General features: G+C 71.8%; 18 protein-coding genes. 12 read left to right on the forward strand and 6 right to left on the reverse strand.

Annotated features, from left to right (window positions below; translation table 11 throughout):
• Positions 1-47 precede the first annotated feature (47 nt).
• The gene (locus ABZ725_RS11965; RefSeq protein ID WP_358802538.1) at positions 48-1,895 is read left to right on the forward strand and encodes a protein kinase; all 1,848 of its coding nucleotides are present in this window, start codon (positions 48-50) and stop codon (positions 1,893-1,895) included.
• A gap of 98 nt (positions 1,896-1,993) precedes the next feature.
• On the forward strand, positions 1,994-3,535 hold the full coding sequence (locus ABZ725_RS11970; RefSeq protein ID WP_358802539.1) for a substrate-binding domain-containing protein: 1,542 nt from the start codon (positions 1,994-1,996) through the stop codon (positions 3,533-3,535).
• A gap of 44 nt (positions 3,536-3,579) precedes the next feature.
• On the opposite strand, the gene ABZ725_RS11975 is transcribed toward ABZ725_RS11970, so the two are convergent.
• Positions 3,580-4,329, reverse strand: coding sequence for an SLATT domain-containing protein (locus ABZ725_RS11975; RefSeq protein WP_358802540.1), 750 nt, complete (start codon positions 4,327-4,329; stop codon positions 3,580-3,582).
• 238 nt (positions 4,330-4,567) lie between these two features.
• On the opposite strand from ABZ725_RS11975, the gene ABZ725_RS11980 reads away from it, so the two are divergent.
• The 3 genes from ABZ725_RS11980 to ABZ725_RS11990 all read left to right on the forward strand — a co-directional run bounded on the left by ABZ725_RS11980 (position 4,568) and on the right by ABZ725_RS11990 (position 6,228).
• Positions 4,568-4,912 carry a YbaB/EbfC family nucleoid-associated protein gene (locus ABZ725_RS11980; protein ID WP_351910315.1) on the forward strand — a complete coding sequence of 115 codons (345 nt, stop codon included), beginning with the start codon at positions 4,568-4,570 and terminating at the stop codon, positions 4,910-4,912.
• Positions 4,913-4,973: 61 nt separating this feature from the next.
• The gene (recR, locus tag ABZ725_RS11985; protein ID WP_351910317.1) at positions 4,974-5,573 is read left to right on the forward strand and encodes a recombination mediator RecR; all 600 of its coding nucleotides are present in this window, start codon (positions 4,974-4,976) and stop codon (positions 5,571-5,573) included.
• On the forward strand, positions 5,566-6,228 hold the full coding sequence (locus ABZ725_RS11990) for a DUF5063 domain-containing protein (protein ID WP_351910319.1): 663 nt from the start codon (positions 5,566-5,568) through the stop codon (positions 6,226-6,228). Before recR ends, ABZ725_RS11990 begins: the two co-directional genes overlap by 8 nt.
• Before the next feature lie 30 nt (positions 6,229-6,258).
• On the opposite strand, the gene ABZ725_RS11995 is transcribed toward ABZ725_RS11990, so the two are convergent.
• Together ABZ725_RS11995 and ABZ725_RS12000 are read right to left on the reverse strand one after the other, a co-directional pair.
• The gene (locus ABZ725_RS11995; protein WP_358802541.1) at positions 6,259-7,092 is read right to left on the reverse strand and encodes a PhzF family phenazine biosynthesis isomerase; all 834 of its coding nucleotides are present in this window, start codon (positions 7,090-7,092) and stop codon (positions 6,259-6,261) included.
• A gap of 23 nt (positions 7,093-7,115) precedes the next feature.
• A complete protein-coding gene (locus ABZ725_RS12000; protein WP_358802542.1) occupies positions 7,116-7,829 on the reverse strand; it encodes a sulfite exporter TauE/SafE family protein in 714 nt (237 codons plus the stop codon).
• A 123-nt stretch (positions 7,830-7,952) separates the two neighbouring features.
• Here ABZ725_RS12000 and ABZ725_RS12005 point away from each other — a divergent pair, with 123 nt between their 5' ends.
• The gene (locus ABZ725_RS12005) at positions 7,953-8,135 is read left to right on the forward strand and encodes a hypothetical protein (RefSeq protein ID WP_358802543.1); all 183 of its coding nucleotides are present in this window, start codon (positions 7,953-7,955) and stop codon (positions 8,133-8,135) included.
• A 121-nt stretch (positions 8,136-8,256) separates the two neighbouring features.
• Positions 8,257-8,754 (forward strand): SgcJ/EcaC family oxidoreductase, encoded by a 498-nt coding sequence (locus ABZ725_RS12010; protein ID WP_358802544.1) that lies wholly within the window; start codon positions 8,257-8,259, stop codon positions 8,752-8,754.
• Here ABZ725_RS12010 and ABZ725_RS12015 read toward each other — a convergent pair.
• Both ABZ725_RS12015 and ABZ725_RS12020 read right to left on the reverse strand, forming a co-directional pair.
• Positions 8,720-10,072, reverse strand: coding sequence for a HAMP domain-containing sensor histidine kinase (locus ABZ725_RS12015; protein ID WP_358802545.1), 1,353 nt, complete (start codon positions 10,070-10,072; stop codon positions 8,720-8,722). The two genes, ABZ725_RS12010 and ABZ725_RS12015, sit on opposite strands and share 35 nt — an antisense overlap.
• The gene (locus ABZ725_RS12020; RefSeq protein WP_358802546.1) at positions 10,069-10,755 is read right to left on the reverse strand and encodes a response regulator transcription factor; all 687 of its coding nucleotides are present in this window, start codon (positions 10,753-10,755) and stop codon (positions 10,069-10,071) included. The genes ABZ725_RS12015 and ABZ725_RS12020 overlap by 4 nt, the downstream gene beginning before the upstream one ends.
• Before the next feature lie 194 nt (positions 10,756-10,949).
• On the opposite strand from ABZ725_RS12020, the gene ABZ725_RS12025 reads away from it, so the two are divergent.
• The 4 genes from ABZ725_RS12025 (at position 10,950) to ABZ725_RS12040 (ending at position 15,439) form a co-directional block, all read left to right on the forward strand.
• Positions 10,950-12,236 carry an aspartate kinase gene (locus ABZ725_RS12025; protein ID WP_351910334.1) on the forward strand — a complete coding sequence of 429 codons (1,287 nt, stop codon included), beginning with the start codon at positions 10,950-10,952 and terminating at the stop codon, positions 12,234-12,236.
• Positions 12,236-13,297 carry an aspartate-semialdehyde dehydrogenase gene (locus ABZ725_RS12030; protein WP_358802764.1) on the forward strand — a complete coding sequence of 354 codons (1,062 nt, stop codon included), beginning with the start codon at positions 12,236-12,238 and terminating at the stop codon, positions 13,295-13,297. Before ABZ725_RS12025 ends, ABZ725_RS12030 begins: the two co-directional genes overlap by 1 nt.
• A gap of 469 nt (positions 13,298-13,766) precedes the next feature.
• Positions 13,767-14,342, forward strand: a complete 576-nt coding sequence (locus ABZ725_RS12035; RefSeq protein WP_079664898.1) for a SigE family RNA polymerase sigma factor — start codon at positions 13,767-13,769, stop codon at positions 14,340-14,342.
• Between the two features lie 68 nt (positions 14,343-14,410).
• A complete protein-coding gene (locus ABZ725_RS12040; RefSeq protein WP_358802547.1) occupies positions 14,411-15,439 on the forward strand; it encodes a hypothetical protein in 1,029 nt (342 codons plus the stop codon).
• On the opposite strand, the gene ABZ725_RS12045 is transcribed toward ABZ725_RS12040, so the two are convergent.
• Positions 15,409-16,224, reverse strand: coding sequence for an SURF1 family protein (locus ABZ725_RS12045; protein ID WP_358802765.1), 816 nt, complete (start codon positions 16,222-16,224; stop codon positions 15,409-15,411). The genes ABZ725_RS12040 and ABZ725_RS12045 overlap by 31 nt on opposite strands.
• A gap of 170 nt (positions 16,225-16,394) precedes the next feature.
• Between ABZ725_RS12045 and ABZ725_RS12050 the strand changes: the two genes are divergently transcribed.
• Complete coding sequence (locus tag ABZ725_RS12050; RefSeq protein ID WP_358802548.1) at positions 16,395-18,212, forward strand: prolyl oligopeptidase family serine peptidase; 1,818 nt, start codon at positions 16,395-16,397, stop codon at positions 18,210-18,212.
• Positions 18,213-18,228 lie beyond the last annotated feature (16 nt).

Here is an 18,228-nt window from a genome sequence, read left to right on the forward strand (position 1 = left end):
AAATACACATGTCTCGATCACACATGTGGGGGAAAGGCGGCGCTGCGATGGAGAAGCTGGGCCCGGGGGACCCGCAGCGCATCGGCGGCTACCGGCTGCTCGCGCGACTGGGGGCGGGCGGCATGGGACAGGTCTACCTCGCCCGCTCGGACCGGGGGCGGACGGTCGCCGTGAAGCTGGTCCGGCGGGAGCTGGCCGCGCGCGAGGAGTTCCGGGCGCGGTTCCGGCAGGAGGTGCGCAACGCGCAGCGGGTCGGCGGGTTCTGGACCGCGCCAGTCCTGGACGCGGACACCGAGGCCGCCGTGCCCTGGGTCGCCACCGGCTATGTCGCCGGGCCGAGCCTCCAGCAGGTGGTGAGCCAGGACCACGGTCCGCTGCCCGAGCGGTCGGTGCGCATCCTCGCCGCCGGGCTCGCGCACGCGCTCACCAACATCCACGCGGCCGGGATCGTCCACCGCGACCTCAAGCCGTCCAATGTGATGGTCACCATCGAGGGACCCCGGGTGATCGACTTCGGCGTCGCGCGGGCGCTGGAGAGCGTCACCGGCGAGGGCCCGCTGACCCAGGCCGGCGCGGTGGTCGGCTCGCCCGGCTTCATGGCCCCCGAGCAGCTGCGCGGCGACGGAGTCACCCCGGCGAGCGATGTCTTCTGCCTCGGCTCGGTCATCGCCTACGCCGCCACCGGCGCCCTTCCCTTCGGCTCCGCCGACAGCGGGGTGCACGCCCTGATGTTCCGCATCGCGGAGGAGGAGCCCGAGCTGTCGGGCGTCCCCGAGGGCATCGCCGACCTGGTCCGCGCATGTCTGCGCAAGGACCCGGCCGCCCGTCCCTCCCTCGACCGGGTCCTGGAGCTCACCGGCGTCGACGACACCGTCTCCGACGGCCGCTCCCGCGACCCCTGGCTGCCCGGCGCCCTGGTGGCCCAACTCGGCCGGCACGCCGTGCGGCTGCTGGAGGTGGAGGACCCCGAGGGCGCGGAGCGGTACCCCGCCGGGTACCCGGCGGGGTACCCCGAGGCCGCGCCGGAGCACTCCGGCCCGCGCGGCGACGCGCTCGCGCCGGACCACCGCCCCACGCTGGTCGCCGGGTTCGACCGCATCCCGCCGCAGCCGCCCCGGCCGGGCGCGGACGCCGGCCCGGCCCACCCGGCGTACGGCCACCCCCGGCCGCATCCGGCCGCGGCCCCGGCCCCGGGCTACGGCTATCCGCACCAGCCGTCGGGCGGGCCGGCGCCCTACAACCCGTACGCGGCGGGCGCCACCCCGCCCTACGACCCGTACGGGGGGCCCGCCGGACCCGCCGGTCCGGTCGACCCCGAGGAGCCGCCGCGCCGCAGCGGCCGTGCGACCGCCCTGCTGGTGCTGGTCGCCCTGGTGGTCGCGATCGCCGCCGGCGGCTCGGTGTACGCGTTCATGAACGGCGACGACGACACCACCGCGAACCCGGCGTCCGGCGCATCGACGTCCTCCTCGCCGAAGGCCTCGGAGCTGCCCACCCCGGGCGGATCCGAGTCCGCGTCCGCCTCGCCCTCCGCGTCCGCCTCCCCGACGGACGGGGTGGTCCCGGCGCGCTACCTCGGCGCCTGGACGACCACCATCGACAACGAGAGCGGTTCGAACACCCGCCGGCTGACCATCTCGCAGGGCCAGGTCGGCGACGCGGTGCTCGTCCTCGTCGCCGACGGGGACGCCTACCACTGCGAGTTCAGCGCCGACCTCTCCGGGCGGCCCGGCGGCGAGGGCCCGTTGAAGATCGGCCCTTCCAAGGTCACCGCCGGCGAGCCCCTCTCCTCGTGCAGCCCCGGCGCCGCCTCGGAGGTCACCCTGCTCGCCGACGGCCGTCTGCAACGCGTCAACACCGGCACGGGGGAGAAGCTGACGTACAGCCGCGGATGAACGTTCCGCGAACGTCCGACGACCTCACCGGCCCCCGTATCGGAACGCCCGTACGGTGAACTCACGACCGACTGTCGGGAGTTGCGGGGGCACCCACAGTGGACTGGCTGAACGCCGAGAACATCGTGGCCGTGGGAACGGCCTTCGTCGGCATCGTCGCGTCCGGGGTCATGGTCTGGTTCGAGCGCCGGACACCGCGCCGCAAGCGGGTCGGCTACCGCGTGCAGATGGACAACCCGGTGGGCGACGACGTCAGATCCGGCCGGCCCAACCGTCGGCTCGGCCTCTTCGACGAGGCGCCGGGCATGTCGGACGCGACGCTCGTCCTGCTGCGCATCGAGAACGACGGCTCGCAGGGCATCGCCCGTGACGACTACACCGGCCCCGAACTCCACGGCCTGACCGCCGTGTTCACCGACCGCACGATCCGCGGGGTGTCGGTCACCCAGCCGACCGAGTTCGGCCATCTGATGGACCACTTCATCGCGGAGCGCGGCTTCGGCTACGACGGCGACACCCTGCGCATCCCGCGCGTCCCGCTCAACCCCCGCGATCACTTCAAGCTGCTGGTGCTGCTGTCCGGCGGCGACGTGGGCCGCGGGATCCGGCTCTACGGCGGGCTGCGCGACGGCGAGGTGCACCCCAACCGGAGCGCTACCCCGGACGACACCCCGCCCCTGTTCAGCCGGGCGTCCCGGCTGATCTCCATCCTGCTCACGGTCTGCGTGGTCACCCTCGCGGCGATCGTCGTCGTCCGGGACGACCCACCGCCGATCGGCTGCGCGCGCGGCACGCTCACGGTCACCGGCTCGACCGCGTTCGCCCCGGTGATCCGGGAGGTGGCGGCCAAGTACGAACGCGACTGCGAGGGCGCGCACCTCACCGTGGACCCGCACGGCTCGACGGCCGGCATCCGCGAACTCGTCGCCGCCGGCGCCGCGAGGAAGAAGGGCTCGCCGCCGGTCGTCGCCTTCTCCGACGGCCCCAGGCCGGCCGGGGTCGACCAGCTGAGCGAGAACCGCGTCGCGGTGTCCGTGTTCGCACTGGTCGTCCATGACGACGTGACGCTGAAGAGCCTCTCGACGGCGGACGTGCGGCGGCTGTACCGCGGGGAGATCGCCAATTGGGACGAGGTGGGAGGGCCGAATCTGCCGGTGGTCCTGGTCAGCCGGGACGCCAACTCCGGGACCCGGCAGGTGTTCCAGCGGCGGGTGCTGGGCGGCCGGGGCGAGATCGCGAACTCGTCCGTCGACTGCCGCCACAAGGACGACCCGACGGCCCCCGTCGTCCGCTGCGAGCTCGACTCCACCGACCAGGTGCTGTCGACGGTCGCCGCCACCCCGGGCGCGATCGGCTACAGCGAGCTCAACCTGGCCGACGACGCCAGGGGACTGCACCCGGTCGACCTCGACGGCGAGGCGCCCTCCGTGGACGCCATCGAACACGGCACGAGCGCCTACCCGTACCGCGAGATCGAGTACGCCTACACCTACGGCCGCCCGCCGGCCGACTCCCTGGCCTCCAGCTTCCTGACCTATCTCGGCCGGGGCAACGGCCAGGACGTGATCCGCACGCACGGCCACCTGCCGTGCTGGACGCCGGAGGGACTACGGCTGTGCGCCGACGAGGCGCGCCAGTGACGCGTGGGGCGACGGGGGTGACGGGGGTGACTTGTGGGGCGGGGTCAGCGGGGCTCCGGCGGTCGCTGTCTGGGCATGTTCGGGCGGGCGTTCACTCCGGGGGGCATCGGGAAGCGGCCCGATCCCGAACCGTCCGAGCGTCCGCCGGAGGCGACCGCCGCCTGGATCCCCATGGGCGCGGGCCCGGTCCGGAACTCCACCATCCAGTCGGCCGTCTCCGTGCGCACCAGGTCGGTGACGTCCTCCGAGAACCGCCGCAGCACCGCCAGGCACCGCTCGGCCGCCTCGCTCGCCGTGCCGTCGGCCGGGCCCAGCACCTCCCGGACGCTCTCCGACGCCCAGTCGAACTGGAGCACCTGGAGCCGGCGCTGCACGGCCTGCGCGGTGGCCACGTCCCTTATCCAGCCGGAGGTCACCCCGAAGAACCGGTCCACCGCCACACAGGCCACCGCCAGCAGCAGCGCCAGATACCCCCAGGGGGCGACCCCGCCCAGCACCCGGGTGAGGTCCAGCAGCGGCAGCGCGGCCGCGCACACCGCCCCCGCCGCCGCCCCGGTGCGCAGCACGCGCGCGCCGCGCCGCTTCCACACCCGGTCGGCGAGGTACCAGGCGGCGGTCTCCAGCGCCCCGCGCTCCACCCACCGGTACAGCTCGTCGAGCCGCTCGGCGGGCTCGCCCCAGTCCCCGAGCGGGAACGCCCGCCCGGTCAGGTCGCCCGGCCGCAGCCCGGCCGCGCCCTCGCCCCACCCGTCCTGAGGCGGACCCTCGGGCTGCATCTCCGGCTGCTGACCCACCCGCACTCCCTACTGACTCGGTCACTCCGCGTAACGCGTGATGCTGATGTGCCGGACCCTTACTACCGCCCAATGGGTGGCGAAGAGGCAGCTTTCGCTGCTTTTCCGCCCGGAATGATGCCTTGATCAGGTATAGGACAGCGAAGTGACTCACTCGAAAGAGTGACAGGGCGACGGGCTCATGGAGCACGTAGGCTCAGTGGCAGACAGCGACAAGAAGGCAGACAGGAGCCGAAACGTGATTCCCGGTGGCGGCCAGCCCAATATGCAGCAGCTGCTTCAGCAGGCCCAGAAGATGCAGCAGGACCTGGCCCGTGCCCAGGAGGAGCTGGCGAACACGGAGGTCGACGGACAGGCGGGCGGCGGCCTGGTCAAGGCCACGGTGACCGGATCCGGCGAACTGCGCGCCCTGCAGATCGACCCGAAGGCGGTGGACCCCGAAGACACCGAGACCCTCGCCGACCTGATCGTCGCGGCCGTCCACGCGGCCAACGAGAACGCGCAGACGCTCCAGCAGCAGAAGCTCGGCCCGCTGGCCCAGGGCCTGGGCGGCGGCAGCGGTATCCCGGGACTGCCTTTCTAAGACCGGCCCCGGCCAACTACCGTACGTACGGCAAGGAACCCTCAGGAAGGACGGCAGTCCGTTGTACGAAGGCGTGGTCCAGGACCTCATCGACGAGCTCGGGCGGCTGCCCGGCGTCGGTCCCAAGAGCGCGCAGCGGATCGCCTTCCACATCCTGCAGGCGGAACCGACGGACGTACGGCGGCTCGCGCAGTGCCTGATGGAGGTCAAGGCGAAGGTCCGCTTCTGTGCGACCTGCGGCAACGTGGCGCAGGAGGAGCTGTGCGGCATCTGCCGTGACGCCCGCCGGGATCCTTCCGTCATCTGTGTCGTGGAGGAGCCGAAGGACGTCGTCGCGGTCGAGCGCACGCGCGAGTTCCGCGGCCGGTACCACGTCCTCGGCGGCGCGATCAGCCCCATCGAGGGAGTCGGTCCCGACGACCTGCGTATACGAGAACTTCTCGCGCGGTTGGCCGACGGTTCGGTCACGGAGCTGATCCTGGCCACCGATCCGAACCTGGAGGGCGAGGCGACCGCCACCTACCTCGCCCGCATGATCAAGCCCATGGGCCTGAAGGTCACCCGCCTGGCCAGCGGCCTCCCGGTGGGTGGCGACCTGGAATACGCGGACGAGGTCACCCTCGGCCGCGCCTTCGAGGGGAGACGACTCCTAGATGTCTGACGCCACGCTGCACGCGACCGGCCTGAGCCCGGACGACTTCGCGGTCCAGATCGCGGACCAGGTCGAGAGCTTCCTGGTAGCCGTCACGGAGGTGGCGAAGGGCGACGAGCCGGGCTCGGCGGTCCCCTTCCTTCTCCTGGAGGTCTCCCAGCTGCTCCTGGCCGGGGGCCGCCTGGGCGCCCACGAGGACATCCTCCCGGACGAGCGCTACGAGCCCGACCCGGGCTTCGAGCCGGACGCGGACGAACTCCGTGAGAACCTGGCCCGCCTGCTGGAGCCGGTGGACGTCTACTCGGAGGTCTTCGACCCGTACGAGCCGCGCAAGGCGCCCGTGCCGGCCCGGATCTCCGACGACCTCGCCGACGTCATCGCCGATCTGCGCCACGGCATGGTCCACTACCGCGCGGGCCGCACCACCGAGGCCCTGTGGTGGTGGCAGTTCTCCTACTTCTCCAACTGGGGCTCCACGGCCTCGGCGACCCTGCGCGCCCTGCACTCGGTGCTCGCGCACGTGCGCCTGAACCAGCCCCTGGAGGAGCTGGACGGCCTGGACACCGACCAGACCCCGCTCGGCGACGAGACCCTCGAGTTCGAGGCGGGCCGGGTGATGGCGGAGGAGATCGGCGAGCGCCTCGGCGTACGCCCGGCCACCTGAGCCGCACCCGGCTCCCGGCCCCTCCCCGCATCAGATCGGTACGGCCGCGCCGGTGACCGCGATGCCGGTGTCCCGTCCGTCGGGGACGGTCACCGTGATGACGCTCGGACGGCCCATGTCCTCGCCCTGGCGGATCGTCAAGGTCGCCGGGGCGGTGACGAGTTCGAGTTCCCTGAGGTAGCCGCCGAAGGCCGCGGCCGCCGCGCCGGTGGCCGGGTCCTCGACGACCCCGCCGGGCGGGAACGGGTTGCGGGCGTGGAAGACCGTCGGAGACTCCCGCCGGACCAGGTCGACCGTGGTCCAGCCGTGCCGGGCCATGAGCGCGGTGAGCGCGGGCAGGTCGTAGTCGAGGTCGGCCAGCCGGCCCCGGTCGGCCGCGGCGATCACCGGATGCCAGGCGCCCGCGTAGGCGACGCGGGGCGGCAGCGCCGGGTCGAGCTCGTCGGCGGACCAGCGCAGCGCAGCCAGCAGCTCGGCCAGGTCCGCCTCCGGGAGGGCCGCCGTGCGCGGCGGGACGCTCACCAGGGTCGCCACCGTGGTCCCGTCGTCGGCCACGGCCGTGGTGACGGGGACGACACCCACGCCGGTGCGCAGGCTCAGCGTCCCGGCGCCGTGCCGGTCGGCGTGGGCGACGGCGGTGGCGATCGTCGCGTGGCCGCAGAACGGCACCTCGGCGAGCGGGCTGAAGTACCGGACGGCGAGACCGTCGTCGGACGGCACCACGAACGCCGTCTCCGAGTAGCCGACCTCCGCCGCAGTGGCCAGCATGGTCGCGTCGTCGACCCCGGTGGCATCGAGCACGACACCCGCGGGGTTGCCCCCGGCCGGGTCGGTGGAGAAGGCGACATAGCGCAGAACGTCCATCCGGCGACCGTAGCGCAGGACGCTCACACGAGCGCGGTGAACCCCTTGCCCATCGCCGTCAGCCCGCCCGCCAACGCCAGTCCCAGGACCAGCAGTCGGGCGAGCTTCTCCGGCAGCCGGCCCGCGAGCGCGTGGCCGATCAGCGCGCCCACGGCCATCGCCACGGCCACCGACGCCCACTGGGGAGCGGCCAGTCTCGGCACCCCGTTCGCGGCCACCGAGAAGGCGTTCACGACGACGCCGTAGAACTGCGCGTTCGGCACGAACTCCCGTACCGTCCAACCCGCGTTGACGGCGTACAGGGAGACCGGGGGGCCGCCGACGCCCGCCGCCGAGTTCATGAAGCCGCCCGCGGCGCCGGCCACGAGCGCGCCCCGGGTGCCGCGCAGCGCGGGGACGCGGGCGCCCCGCATGATCAGCAGGACCGCGGCGGTCACCAGTACGCCCATGCCCAACAGCAGGGCGGGCTCGGGGAGTCGGCGAGTCACCCAGGTGCCGGCGGGGACCGTGCAGACGGCCGCCGCGCACAGCGGGACCATCGAGGCCGGCCGCACCCGGCGCCAGCCGCCCGCCAGTCCCACCACGCTGATCGCGCCCGCCGCGCAGTTCGCCAGCACGACGCCCTCGGAGGGGCCCAGCAGCAGGATCAGCGCCGGCACGGCCACCAGCGCGAAGCCCATCCCGGTCAGCCATTGCACGCACGAGCCCAGCAGCACGATCCCCGCCAGCAACGTCATGGTGTACCTGTCTACACCCTCGAATCGGGAGTGCGCTCCCTCGTTTGCGCAGGTCGGAGACGGGATCGTTGATCTCGCCGGCGAAACCCGCCGAAACTTTCCGACGCTAAGGAACGCGACGCCATGAAGTCCCTGCTCTCCTCCCGCCCCGTCCTGTGGTTCCTCTTCCTCTTCAACCTCGTGGTCGCCGCCGCCGCCCCCTTCGTGGTCGACGGATCGCAGGGCGTGCTGACGGCCGTCGGCATGGGGGTCGTCTCCCTCGGGGCCGGCGTCAGCCTGGTCCGGGGCAGGCAGCCGTCCGCCTGAGGATCCGCCGGAGGAATTGGAGGGGCGTTGTACGTCCCCTGTACGGCGGCTGCACGGGCCCTAACCGGCCGGACGCGAGTCTTGAGTCATCCCAACAGGCACAAGCCGCACAGGAGTTGCGATGACCCGCAAGACCCGCATACGCGCCGCCCTCGTCACCGCCACCGCCGTCGTCACCGCCGCCACGGTGACGGTCGGGATCAGTGCGGCAGGCGACAGCAAGCCCTCGAAGCCCTCCAAGAAGCAGGTCGTCGCCCTCTTCGACACCTGGAACGCCGCGATCCAGACCGGTGACCCGGAGAAGGTCGCCGACCTCTACGCCGACGACTCGGTCCTGCTGCCCACCCTCTCCAACAAGCCGCGCACCGACCGCGCCGGTCTGATCGACTACTTCGAGCACTTCCTGGCGAACAAGCCGGTCGGCAAGAAGATCGAGACCCACATCAACGTCCTGGACTCCAACTCGGTGCTGGACGCGGGCCTCTACCAGTTCACGCTGACCGACCACGACACCGGCAAGAAGAGCGTCGTCAAGGCCCGCTACACCTACGAGTGGGAGAAGCGGAACGGTGAGTGGAAGATCGTCAACCACCACTCCTCGGTGATGCCCGAAGGCTGATCGCCACGCACAGCCCGCCCCCGGGAGCGTCCGTGAGGGTCACCGTCCCGCCGTCGTCCGTCACCAGCTGTTTGACGACGGCGAGGCCGAGACCGGAACCGGAGCGCCCGGTGAGGCCCTGACCGCGCCAGAAGCGGTCGAAGGCGCGGGACTTCTCCGCGTCCGACATGCCCGGACCCTCGTCGAGGACCGACAGCACCACCTTGTCGCCCTTCGACACCGCCCGGACGGTGATCGCCGCGCCGTCCGGTGACACCTCCAGGGCGTTCGAGAGCACGTTGTCCAGCACCTGGTCCAGATGACCGGGGCTGGCCAGCACAGACGGCCGGTCGTCGGCACTCCCCCTGAGCGCGATGGTGACTCCGCGCTCGTCGGCGGCCGGTCTCCACACCGAGAGGCGTTCGGCCACGATGTCGTACAGCGACAGCGGCTCCGCCGCGGTGACCTTGGCCTCGGCCCGCGCCAGCACCAGCAGCCCGTTGACCAGGCGGCTCATCCGCACCACCTCGGCGGTCGCCTGCTCCACGTCCTCCCGGACGAACTCGTCGTCGACGCCGTCCGCGATGTTGTCCAGGGAGAGGCGCAGCGCCGTGAGCGGGGTGCGCAGCTGGTGGGAGGCGTCCGCGACGAAGATGCGCTGCGAGGCGATCAGGGTGTCGAGGCGCTCGCCCGCCGCGTTGAGGGTGCGGGCCAGGGTCTGGGTCTCCGGGGGGCCCGTCACCGGGGTGCGGGCGGTCAGGTCGCCGTCGCTGAACTTGGTCGCCATGTCGTTGAGCTGGCGCAGCGGTCGGGTGATGCGGCGGGCGGCGACCGCGCCGATCGCGGCCGCCGCCGCCAGGACGAGCACGGCGAGCCCGGCCCGGAAGCCCCAGATCTGCCACAGCCGTCTGGTCATGTCCGAGGTCGAGTAGACGATCCGTACGGCCGCGTCCCCCTCGGCGGGCACGGTGATCGTCAGACGCTTGCCCCAGATGAAGTCCGAGCCCCAGTCGGTCGTCGGGTCGTTGCGCTGCACGGCCCGGGTCAGCGCCGCGTCGGCGGTGGGACTCGGCAGGTCCGGGACGCAGCGGTCGGTGGGGGTCACCTGCACATCGCCGGGGTTGCGGTCGCCGTACGCCTTGGCCACCTCGGTCAGCGCCTCGCACGAGATGGCGTCGCCGTTGCCCAGCAGCAGCGCCATGGTGTTGGCCTCGCGCTGGACGGACAGCTCGGTGTCGTCCCGCAGCTGCTTGGTGAGCGTGAAGGCCACCGGCACCGTGAACAGCAGGATGGCGACGGCGACGAGCAGGATGTAGCTCTGGATGAGCTGCCGGTTCATGTGGGCTCGGCCGTCTTGACGATCTCCAGGCGGAAGCCGACGCCCCGCACCGCCTCGATCGTGATCACGCCGGCGAACTTCCGGCGCAGGGCCGCGACGTGCACGTCCAGCGTCTTGGTCGGCCCGAACCAGTTCGCGTCCCAGACCGCTTCCATGATCTGCTCGCGCGACATCAGCGCGCCCGGCTCCTCGGTGAGGAACGACAGCAGGTCGTACTCCTTGGGTGCGAGCGCGATCTCCTGGCCGTCGACGTGGACGCGGGCCGCCTTGCGGTCGATGGTCAGCCGGGTCCCGTAGCGGTCCGCGCCGCTCTCCGCGGCGGCGAGCGGCGGCTGCACGCGCCGCATCACGGCCCGTATCCGGGCGATGACCTCCCGCACCCCGAACGGCTTGGACACGTAGTCGTCGGCGCCCAGCTCCAGGCCGACCACCCGGTCCGTCTCGTCGCTGCGGGCGCTGATCACGATGATCGGCACGCTGCCGCGCTCGCGCAGGGCCTTGCAGACGTCGAGGCCGTCGGTGTCGGGCAGGCCGAGGTCCAGGAGCACGACGTCGTAGGGGTCGGAGTGGGCGAGGGCGGCGGCGCCCGTGGTGACCCAGTCGACCTCGAAGCCGTAGCGCTTCAGTCCGCGCCTCAGCGATTCGGCGACCGGCTCGTCGTCTTCCACCAGGAGTACGTGCACAAGCGCACGATAGTGCTTGAAACTTAATTCACAGCTATCACTTCCGGTTCAGGGGGAAGGGAGATCCCGAGCGGGCGTCCAACACATCTCACGATGCGGTACTCGGGGGGTGGAATGCGGGCGCTCGTTAGACTGAGCCGACCGCAGTACAAGGGCGTATGTGCGGAAAGAGACAAACTGAGCGAGGAGCGCACGTGGGCCTTGTCGTGCAGAAGTACGGAGGTTCCTCCGTAGCCGATGCCGAGGGCATCAAGCGCGTCGCCAAGCGGATCGTGGAAGCGAAGAAGAACGGCCACCAGGTGGTCGTGGTCGTTTCCGCGATGGGCGACACGACGGACGAGCTGATCGATCTCGCCGAGCAGGTGTCACCGATGCCCAGCGGCCGGGAATTCGACATGCTGCTGACCGCCGGAGAGCGGATCTCCATGGCCCTGCTGGCGATGGCGATCAAAAACCTGGGCCACAGCGCCCAGTCGTTCACCGGCAGCCAGGCTGGCGTCATCACCGACTCGGTCCACAACAAAGCGCGGATCATCGATGTCACGCCGGGCCGCATCCGGACCGCGCTGGACGAGGGCAACATCGCCATCGTCGCCGGGTTCCAGGGTGTCAGCCAGGACAAGAAGGACATCACCACGCTGGGCCGCGGCGGATCGGACACGACGGCCGTCGCCCTGGCCGCCGCGCTCGACGCCGAGGTCTGCGAGATCTACACCGACGTGGACGGCGTCTTCACCGCCGACCCGCGCGTGGTGAAGAAGGCGAAGAAGATCGACTGGATCTCCTTCGAGGACATGCTGGAGCTCGCGGCCTCCGGCTCCAAGGTCCTGCTCCACCGCTGTGTGGAGTACGCCCGCCGCTACAACATCCCGATCCATGTCCGGTCCAGCTTCAGCGGGCTTCAGGGCACGTGGGTCAGCAGTGAGCCGACCCGACAGATTCAGCAAGGGGACAAGCCGGTGGAGCAGGCCATCATCTCCGGTGTCGCGCACGACACCTCCGAGGCCAAGGTCACGGTCGTCGGCGTGCCGGACAAGCCGGGCGAGGCCGCCGTGATCTTCCGCACGATCGCCGACGCCGAGATCAACATCGACATGATCGTGCAGAACGTATCCGCGGCGTCCACCGGTCTGACGGACATCTCCTTCACCCTCCCCAAGGCCGAGGGCCGCAAGGCCATCGACGCCCTGGAGAAGAACAAGTCCGGCATCGGCTTCGACTCGCTGCGCTACGACGACCAGATCGGGAAGATCTCCCTGGTCGGCGCCGGGATGAAGACCAACCCGGGCGTCACGGCCGACTTCTTCAAGGCCCTGGCCGACGCGGGCGTCAACATCGAGCTCATCTCGACCTCCGAGATCCGCATCTCGGTCGTGACCCGCGCCGACGACGTCAACGAGGCCGTGCGCGCCGTGCACAGCGCCTTCGGGCTGGACTCCGACAGCGACGAAGCGGTCGTCTACGGAGGCACCGGGCGTTGATCTCGGGGACGCGCCGACCGACGCTCGCGGTCGTGGGAGCGACCGGGGCGGTCGGCACGGTCATGCTGCGGATCCTGTCCCAGCGGGCCGACGTCTGGGGCGAGATACGGCTTGTCGCCTCGCCGCGCTCGGCCGGCCGCAAGCTGGCCGTGCGCGGCGAGGAGGTCGAGGTCGTCGCCCTGTCGGAGGAGGCCTTCGACGGCGTCGACGTCGCGATGTTCGACGTGCCCGACGAGGTCTCCGCGCAGTGGGCCCCGATCGCCGCCGCCAAGGGCGTGGTCGTCGTGGACAACTCCGGCGCCTTCCGGATGGACCCGCAGGTGCCGCTGGTCGTCCCCGAGGTCAATCCGCACGCGGTGCGGACCCGGCCGCGCGGCATCGTCGCCAACCCCAACTGCACGACCCTGTCGATGATCGTCGCCCTGGGCGCGCTGCACGCCGAGTACGGGCTGCGCGAGCTGGTGGTGTCGTCGTACCAGGCGGTGAGCGGGGCCGGGCGGGCCGGGGTGGAGACGCTGCGGCAGCAGATCGCGCTCGTCGCCGGCACCGAGCTGGGCACCAGCCCGGGTGATGTGCGGCGGGCCGTCGGCGACAACACCGGGCCGTTCCCGGAGCCGGTCGCGCTGAACGTCGTCCCGTGGGCCGGGTCGCTGCGCGAGGACGGCTGGTCGTCGGAGGAGATGAAGGTGCGGGACGAATCCCGCAAGATCCTCGGGCTGCCCAAGCTGCCGGTGGCCGTGACCTGCGTACGGGTCCCGGTCGTCACCACGCACTCCCTCACCGTCCACGCCCGCTTCCAGGACGTGGTCACCGTCGACGGCGCCCGCGAGATCCTCGCGACGGCGCCCGGGGTCGTCCTCTTCGACAACCCGGCGGCGGGGGAGTTCCCCACGCCCGCCGACGTGGTGGGCACCGACCCGACCTGGGTGGGCCGGGTGCGGCGGGCCCTGGACGACCCGACGGCGCTCGAACTGTTCGTGTGCGGGGACAATCTGCGCAAGGGCGCCGCGCTGAACACCGCCCAGATCGCCGAGCTGGTGGCGGCGGAGCTGTCGCGCTGAGGGGTCCTGCAGTGCCTTCCCCCGTGTCTTCCACCGTGTCTTCCACAGGAAAAAGTGCTGGCCAGAGCCTGGCCGGCCAGTAGGATCAGCTGAGCAATGTGAGCCGGTCGACGGTCCGAAACACTTGTATCGGACACCTTTGGCATCCGAAGATTTTCCTCCCCGCTCTACGCAACCGTGCGCAGGGCGGGGAGCGTCTTTGCTGTCACTCCTCGGGGGGTGGCCGCGGACGTGTGGGGGCGTGGGGACGCCCTTCATATGGATACAGGGGAAGAGCGGGACACATGAGACGGGTGCGCGTGACCTTGGTCGACGCAAAAGTGCTGCCGGACGCGTACAACCCCCACGGGGGGAAGTGTGTCCAACTGGCGTGGCAGAGGTACTCGAACTCACTGTGGCGCCCCGCGGCGCGGCTCTCCGGCCGCCGCGCGGCACCCTCCGGCCCCGTACGGCCGGCGCGTCCGGCGGCATGCCGGTGATTGCGCCGATGCCCGCAGCGCGGCCCGCCCGCATCCCCAGTCAGCGTGACGGCGTCGAAGAAGCCGTGGCGGCCGGAACCACCGTCGATCACCTCACCGAGACCTACCGGGCGCACTACCGCTCGCTCCTCGGCCTCGCCGCCCTCCTCCTCGACGACACCGCCTCCTGCGAGGACGTCGTCCAGGAGGCGTTCATCCGCGTCCACTCCGCCCGCAAGCGCGTCCGCGACCCGGAGAAGACCCTGGCCTATCTGCGCCAGACGGTCGTCAACCTCTCCCGTTCCGCGCTGCGCCGCCGCATCCTCGGCCTGAAGCTGCTCTCCAAGCCGATGCCGGACATGGCCAGCGCGGAGGAAGGCGCCTACGACCAGCTCGAGCGGGACTCCCTCATCAAGGCGATGAAGGGCCTGCAGCGCCGTCAGCGCGAGGTGCTCGTGCTGCGCTACTTCGCGGACATGACCGAGGCCCAGGTCGCCGAGACCCTCGGCATCTCCCTGGGCTCGGTCAAGGCGTACGGCTCACGCGGTATCGCCGCCCTGCGCATAGCCATGGAGGCGCCGGCGTGAGCGAAGAAGCCGGGCAGGGCTCCAGCCGGAGCCACGACAGTCACGAATCGCACGCTGGGAACTCAACCGTGAACCACCACCTCGACGACCAGGGCCCCGAAGGGCTCGACTCGGACGAGCTGGCACTGCGCCGGATGCTGCACGACGTCGTCCAGGAGATGGAGCCGCGCGACGGCACGCTGGACCATCTGCGGCGGGCCGTCCCCGTCCGGCGGGCCCGCAAGCGGCAGGCGGCCGTCGGCATGGCGGCCGCGGCCCTCTTCCTCGGCACCGCCGTCCCCGCCGTGCTCCATGTCTCGAACGCGGGCGGCTCCGAAGCCAACCCTTCCATCGCCGGCCAGGCCTCACAGGCGCAGGGAGGCGTGGATCAGGGCAAGAACCCCGACGGCGGCTCCTCGGGCAAGGTCGGCGACTCCTCCGGCAAGACCGGTGACCAGGGCAAGGGCGGCGCCACCGACCCCGGTCAGGACAAGGAGTCCGCGGGTACCGCCTCCAGCGGCGCCGGCCCCACTTCCGCGTCCGCGGCGAGCGCCGCCGCCTGCCAGGCGGCCCAGCTCACCGCCGGCGACCCCACGGTCGACGTCGCCGACTCGGCGGGCATCGTCTACGGCGCCTTCCGCGTCCAGAACTCCTCCAGCGCCACCTGTACCGTCGGCGGCGCCGCCTCCGTGACGTACGACGCGCAGGGCGCGGCCGACGCCACGAAGATCACCGTGCTGGAACACGTCTCGGGGGACGCGGCAGCCGGCCTGCCCGACCCGTCCCTCTACGTCTCCCAGCACCTGCTCGCCCCGGGCTCCGCCTACGAGGTGAAGTTCGCCTGGGTGCCCTCGCCCGAGGGCTGCACCGCCACGGGCGGCACCGGCGGCGACAGCGGCGGTTCGGCCTCCCCCTCGCCGACCCCGACCGAGCAGTCCGGCGCCTCCGGCGAGACCACCTCCGGCACCTCGACCCAGCTGGTCACCGAGGACGGCACGGCCGACGGCAGCGTCGTGGTGACGTACACGGCCGACGGCGGTTCCCCGACGGAGAGCGCGACGGTGTCCGACGCGTGCGCGGGAACGATCTACCGGACGGGCGTGCTGGCCTCGTCCTGAACCACCACGGCGCTCTCGTCGTCCGCTTCCGGGAGGATGCCGAGCTCCGCGTCGCGCGCGAACTCCACCTCGCGGCGCAGCAGCCGGAACCACATGAACACCACGAACCCGGCGAAGACGAACCACTCGCCGGTGTAGCCCAGGTTCTGGAACGCCTTCAGGTCGAGTCCCGTGTCGGCCGCGGCCTTCGCGGGCACCGTCGTCATTCCCGAGTCGGCGGTGTCGAGCGTGACCCAGGCGTCGTAGAGGTCGTCCGGCACCAGGTTGACCAGCGACGCGGCGCTGATCGCCGCGGTCTGTCCGGTCGGCAGGCCGCCCTGGGCGCTCACCCCGTTGTCGCCGGGCTGCTCGGACGCCTGGAGCGCGCCGGTGACGGTGACCTCGCCGGCGGGCGGCGCCGGGGCCTTCGCGGAGTCGGCGGCGCCGGGCAGCCAGCCGCGCACGACGGGCAGTGCCTTGCCGCCGTCCGTGCGCAGCAGGGTCAGCACGTAGTAGCCGTCCCGGCCGTCGATCTCCCGGTCCGGCACGAGAAGCTGCTTGCCGTAGCGCCCGGTGGCGACGGCCTGCTTGCCGGAGGTCGCCTTGTCCACGGGCAGCAGCTCGGCCAGCGGTCGCGCGGGGTCGGTACGCGCGGACTCGGCCTGTTCCTTCGCGTCGCGATGGTCGTCCACCCGCGACTCGAACCGGCTCAGCTGCCAGGACCCCATGAACAGGCAGAAGGGGATGGCCAGCAGCACGAAGACGTTGATCCCCCACCAGCGGGGCGTCAGCAGGAACCGGTACACGCCCCCCACGGTACGGGGCGGGCGGCGGCCGCCGACCCGCGGGGTGAGGCACGCGGCGGCGGCGGTCAGGAGGCTCATCGGTGGGAAGTCGGTGCGAAGGTGGTGGGAAGTTATCCACAGCCTGGGGGCCTTGGCGTCCCAAGGGGGGTGTGGGCGGGCAGTATGGGGTCATGACTGAGAGCAACGGGTCGGCCGCACCCGAGCAGTACGAGGACATGCCGGACTGGGAGAAGCGCTTCCGGGCGCCGAGAGTGTCGCTGCCCGACTGGGCGGAGGACGCGCCGGACCGCTCCCTGTTCGTGTCCAACGCGACGGGAACGTACGAGCTGTACGCCTGGGACCGCGCCACGGGAAGCCGGCGCCAGGCGACCGACCGGGCCAACGGCACGACGGACGGCGTGCTCTCCCCGGACGGCGCATGGATCTGGTGGTTCGACGACAAGGACGGCGACGAGTTCGGCGTCTGGCGCCGCCAGCCCTTCGACGGCGGCGAGAACGAGCCGGCCACCCCCGGCCTCGACCCCTCCTATCCGGCCGGCCTGGCCCTCGGCCGCGACGGCCGCACGGCGGTGGTCGGCCGCTCGACGGACGAGGACGGCACCACGATCCATGTGGCACGGGCCGGCGAACCCCCCTTCGAGCTGTACCGGCACCGGGAGTCGGCCGGCGTGGGCGACCTCTCCCACGACGGCTCGCTCATCGCCGTCGAACACACCGAGCACGGCGACGCGATGCACTCCGCGCTGCGCGTCCTGCGCCCGGACGGCACCACGGTCGCCGAACTGGACGACACCCTGGGCGGCACCAAGGAGCTGGGTCTGGAGGTGCTCGGCTTCGCCCCGGTCGACGGCGACGCCCGGCTGCTCATCGGCCACCAGCGCCGCGGCCGCTGGGAGCCCCTGGTGTGGGACGTGGTCACGGGTTCGCAGACGGACCTGAAGCTGGACCTGCCGGGCGACGTCAGTGCCGAGTGGTACCCGGACGGCTCGGGCCTGCTCGTCGTGCACAGCTTCGAGGCGCGCAGCGAACTGTTCCGCTACGACCTGGCGAGCGGGAAGCTGGAGAGCATCCCGACCCCGCCGGGCACGGTCTCCGGGGCCACGGCCCGGCCGGACGGCAGCGTGGAGTACCTGTGGTCGTCCTCGGAGCAGCCGCCGGCGGTCCGCTCGACGACCGGTGAGGTGGTCCTGGACCCGCCCGGCATGAAGTCCCCGGGCTCGGTCCCGGTGCAGGACGTATGGGTCGAGGGCCCCGGCGGCCGCATCCACGCCCTGGTGCAGAAGCCCGCGGGCGCCACCGGCCCGTTCCCCACCGTCTTCGACATCCACGGCGGCCCGACCTGGCACGACAGCGACTCCTTCGCCGCCGCCCCGGCCGCCTGGGTGGACCACGGGTACGCGGTGGTCCGCGTCAACTACCGCGGCTCCACGGGCTACGGCCGGGCCTGGACGGACGCCCTCAAGCACCGGGTGGGCCTCATCGAGCTGGAGGACATCGAGGCGGTACGGGAATGGGCGGTGAGCTCGGGCCTCTCGGACCCCTCCCGGCTGATCCTCACCGGCGGCTCCTGGGGCGGCTACCTCACCCTCCTCGGCCTCGGCGTCCAGCCCGACGCATGGACCGTGGGCATCGCGGCCGTCCCCGTCGCCGACTACGTCACGGCCTACCACGACGAGATGGAGGCCCTGAAGGCGATGGACCGCACGCTGCTCGGCGGCACCCCCGAGGAGGTCCCGGACCGCTTCGAGGCCTCGTCCCCGCTGACATACGTCGACAAGGTGCGGGCGCCCGTCTACATCTCGGCCGGGGTCAACGACCCCCGCTGCCCGATCCGCCAGATCGACAACTACGTGGAGCGCCTGGAGGAGCGGCGCGCGGTGCACGAGGTGTACCGGTACGACGCGGGCCACGGCTCGTTGGTGGTGGACGAGAGGATCAAGCAGGTGCGCCTGGAACTGGAGTTCGCAGAACGCCACCTCAAGCCGTAGCCCCTGCGGTGTCCGA

Origin of the sequence: Streptomyces sp. NPDC006872 (genome assembly GCF_040635845.1) — a bacterium.
Classification (GTDB): Bacteria; Actinomycetota; Actinomycetes; order Streptomycetales; family Streptomycetaceae; genus Streptomyces.

What these genes read in the sequence shown, in the direction of transcription:
- ABZ725_RS12010 (WP_358802544.1), top strand. Translation starts at nt 8,257, where the DNA reads ATGACCCGCAAGACCCGCATACGCGCCGCCCTCGTCACCGCCACCGCC.
- ABZ725_RS12000 (WP_358802542.1), bottom strand. Translation starts at nt 7,829, where the DNA reads ATGACGTTGCTGGCGGGGATCGTGCTGCTGGGCTCGTGCGTGCAATGG.
- ABZ725_RS12050 (WP_358802548.1), top strand. Translation starts at nt 16,395, where the DNA reads ATGACTGAGAGCAACGGGTCGGCCGCACCCGAGCAGTACGAGGACATG.
- ABZ725_RS11965 (WP_358802538.1), top strand. Translation starts at nt 48, where the DNA reads ATGGAGAAGCTGGGCCCGGGGGACCCGCAGCGCATCGGCGGCTACCGG.
- ABZ725_RS12005 (WP_358802543.1), top strand. Translation starts at nt 7,953, where the DNA reads ATGAAGTCCCTGCTCTCCTCCCGCCCCGTCCTGTGGTTCCTCTTCCTC.
- ABZ725_RS12015 (WP_358802545.1), bottom strand. Translation starts at nt 10,072, where the DNA reads ATGAACCGGCAGCTCATCCAGAGCTACATCCTGCTCGTCGCCGTCGCC.
- ABZ725_RS11990 (WP_351910319.1), top strand. Translation starts at nt 5,566, where the DNA reads ATGTCTGACGCCACGCTGCACGCGACCGGCCTGAGCCCGGACGACTTC.
- ABZ725_RS12035 (WP_079664898.1), top strand. Translation starts at nt 13,767, where the DNA reads ATGCCGGTGATTGCGCCGATGCCCGCAGCGCGGCCCGCCCGCATCCCC.
- ABZ725_RS11995 (WP_358802541.1), bottom strand. Translation starts at nt 7,092, where the DNA reads ATGGACGTTCTGCGCTATGTCGCCTTCTCCACCGACCCGGCCGGGGGC.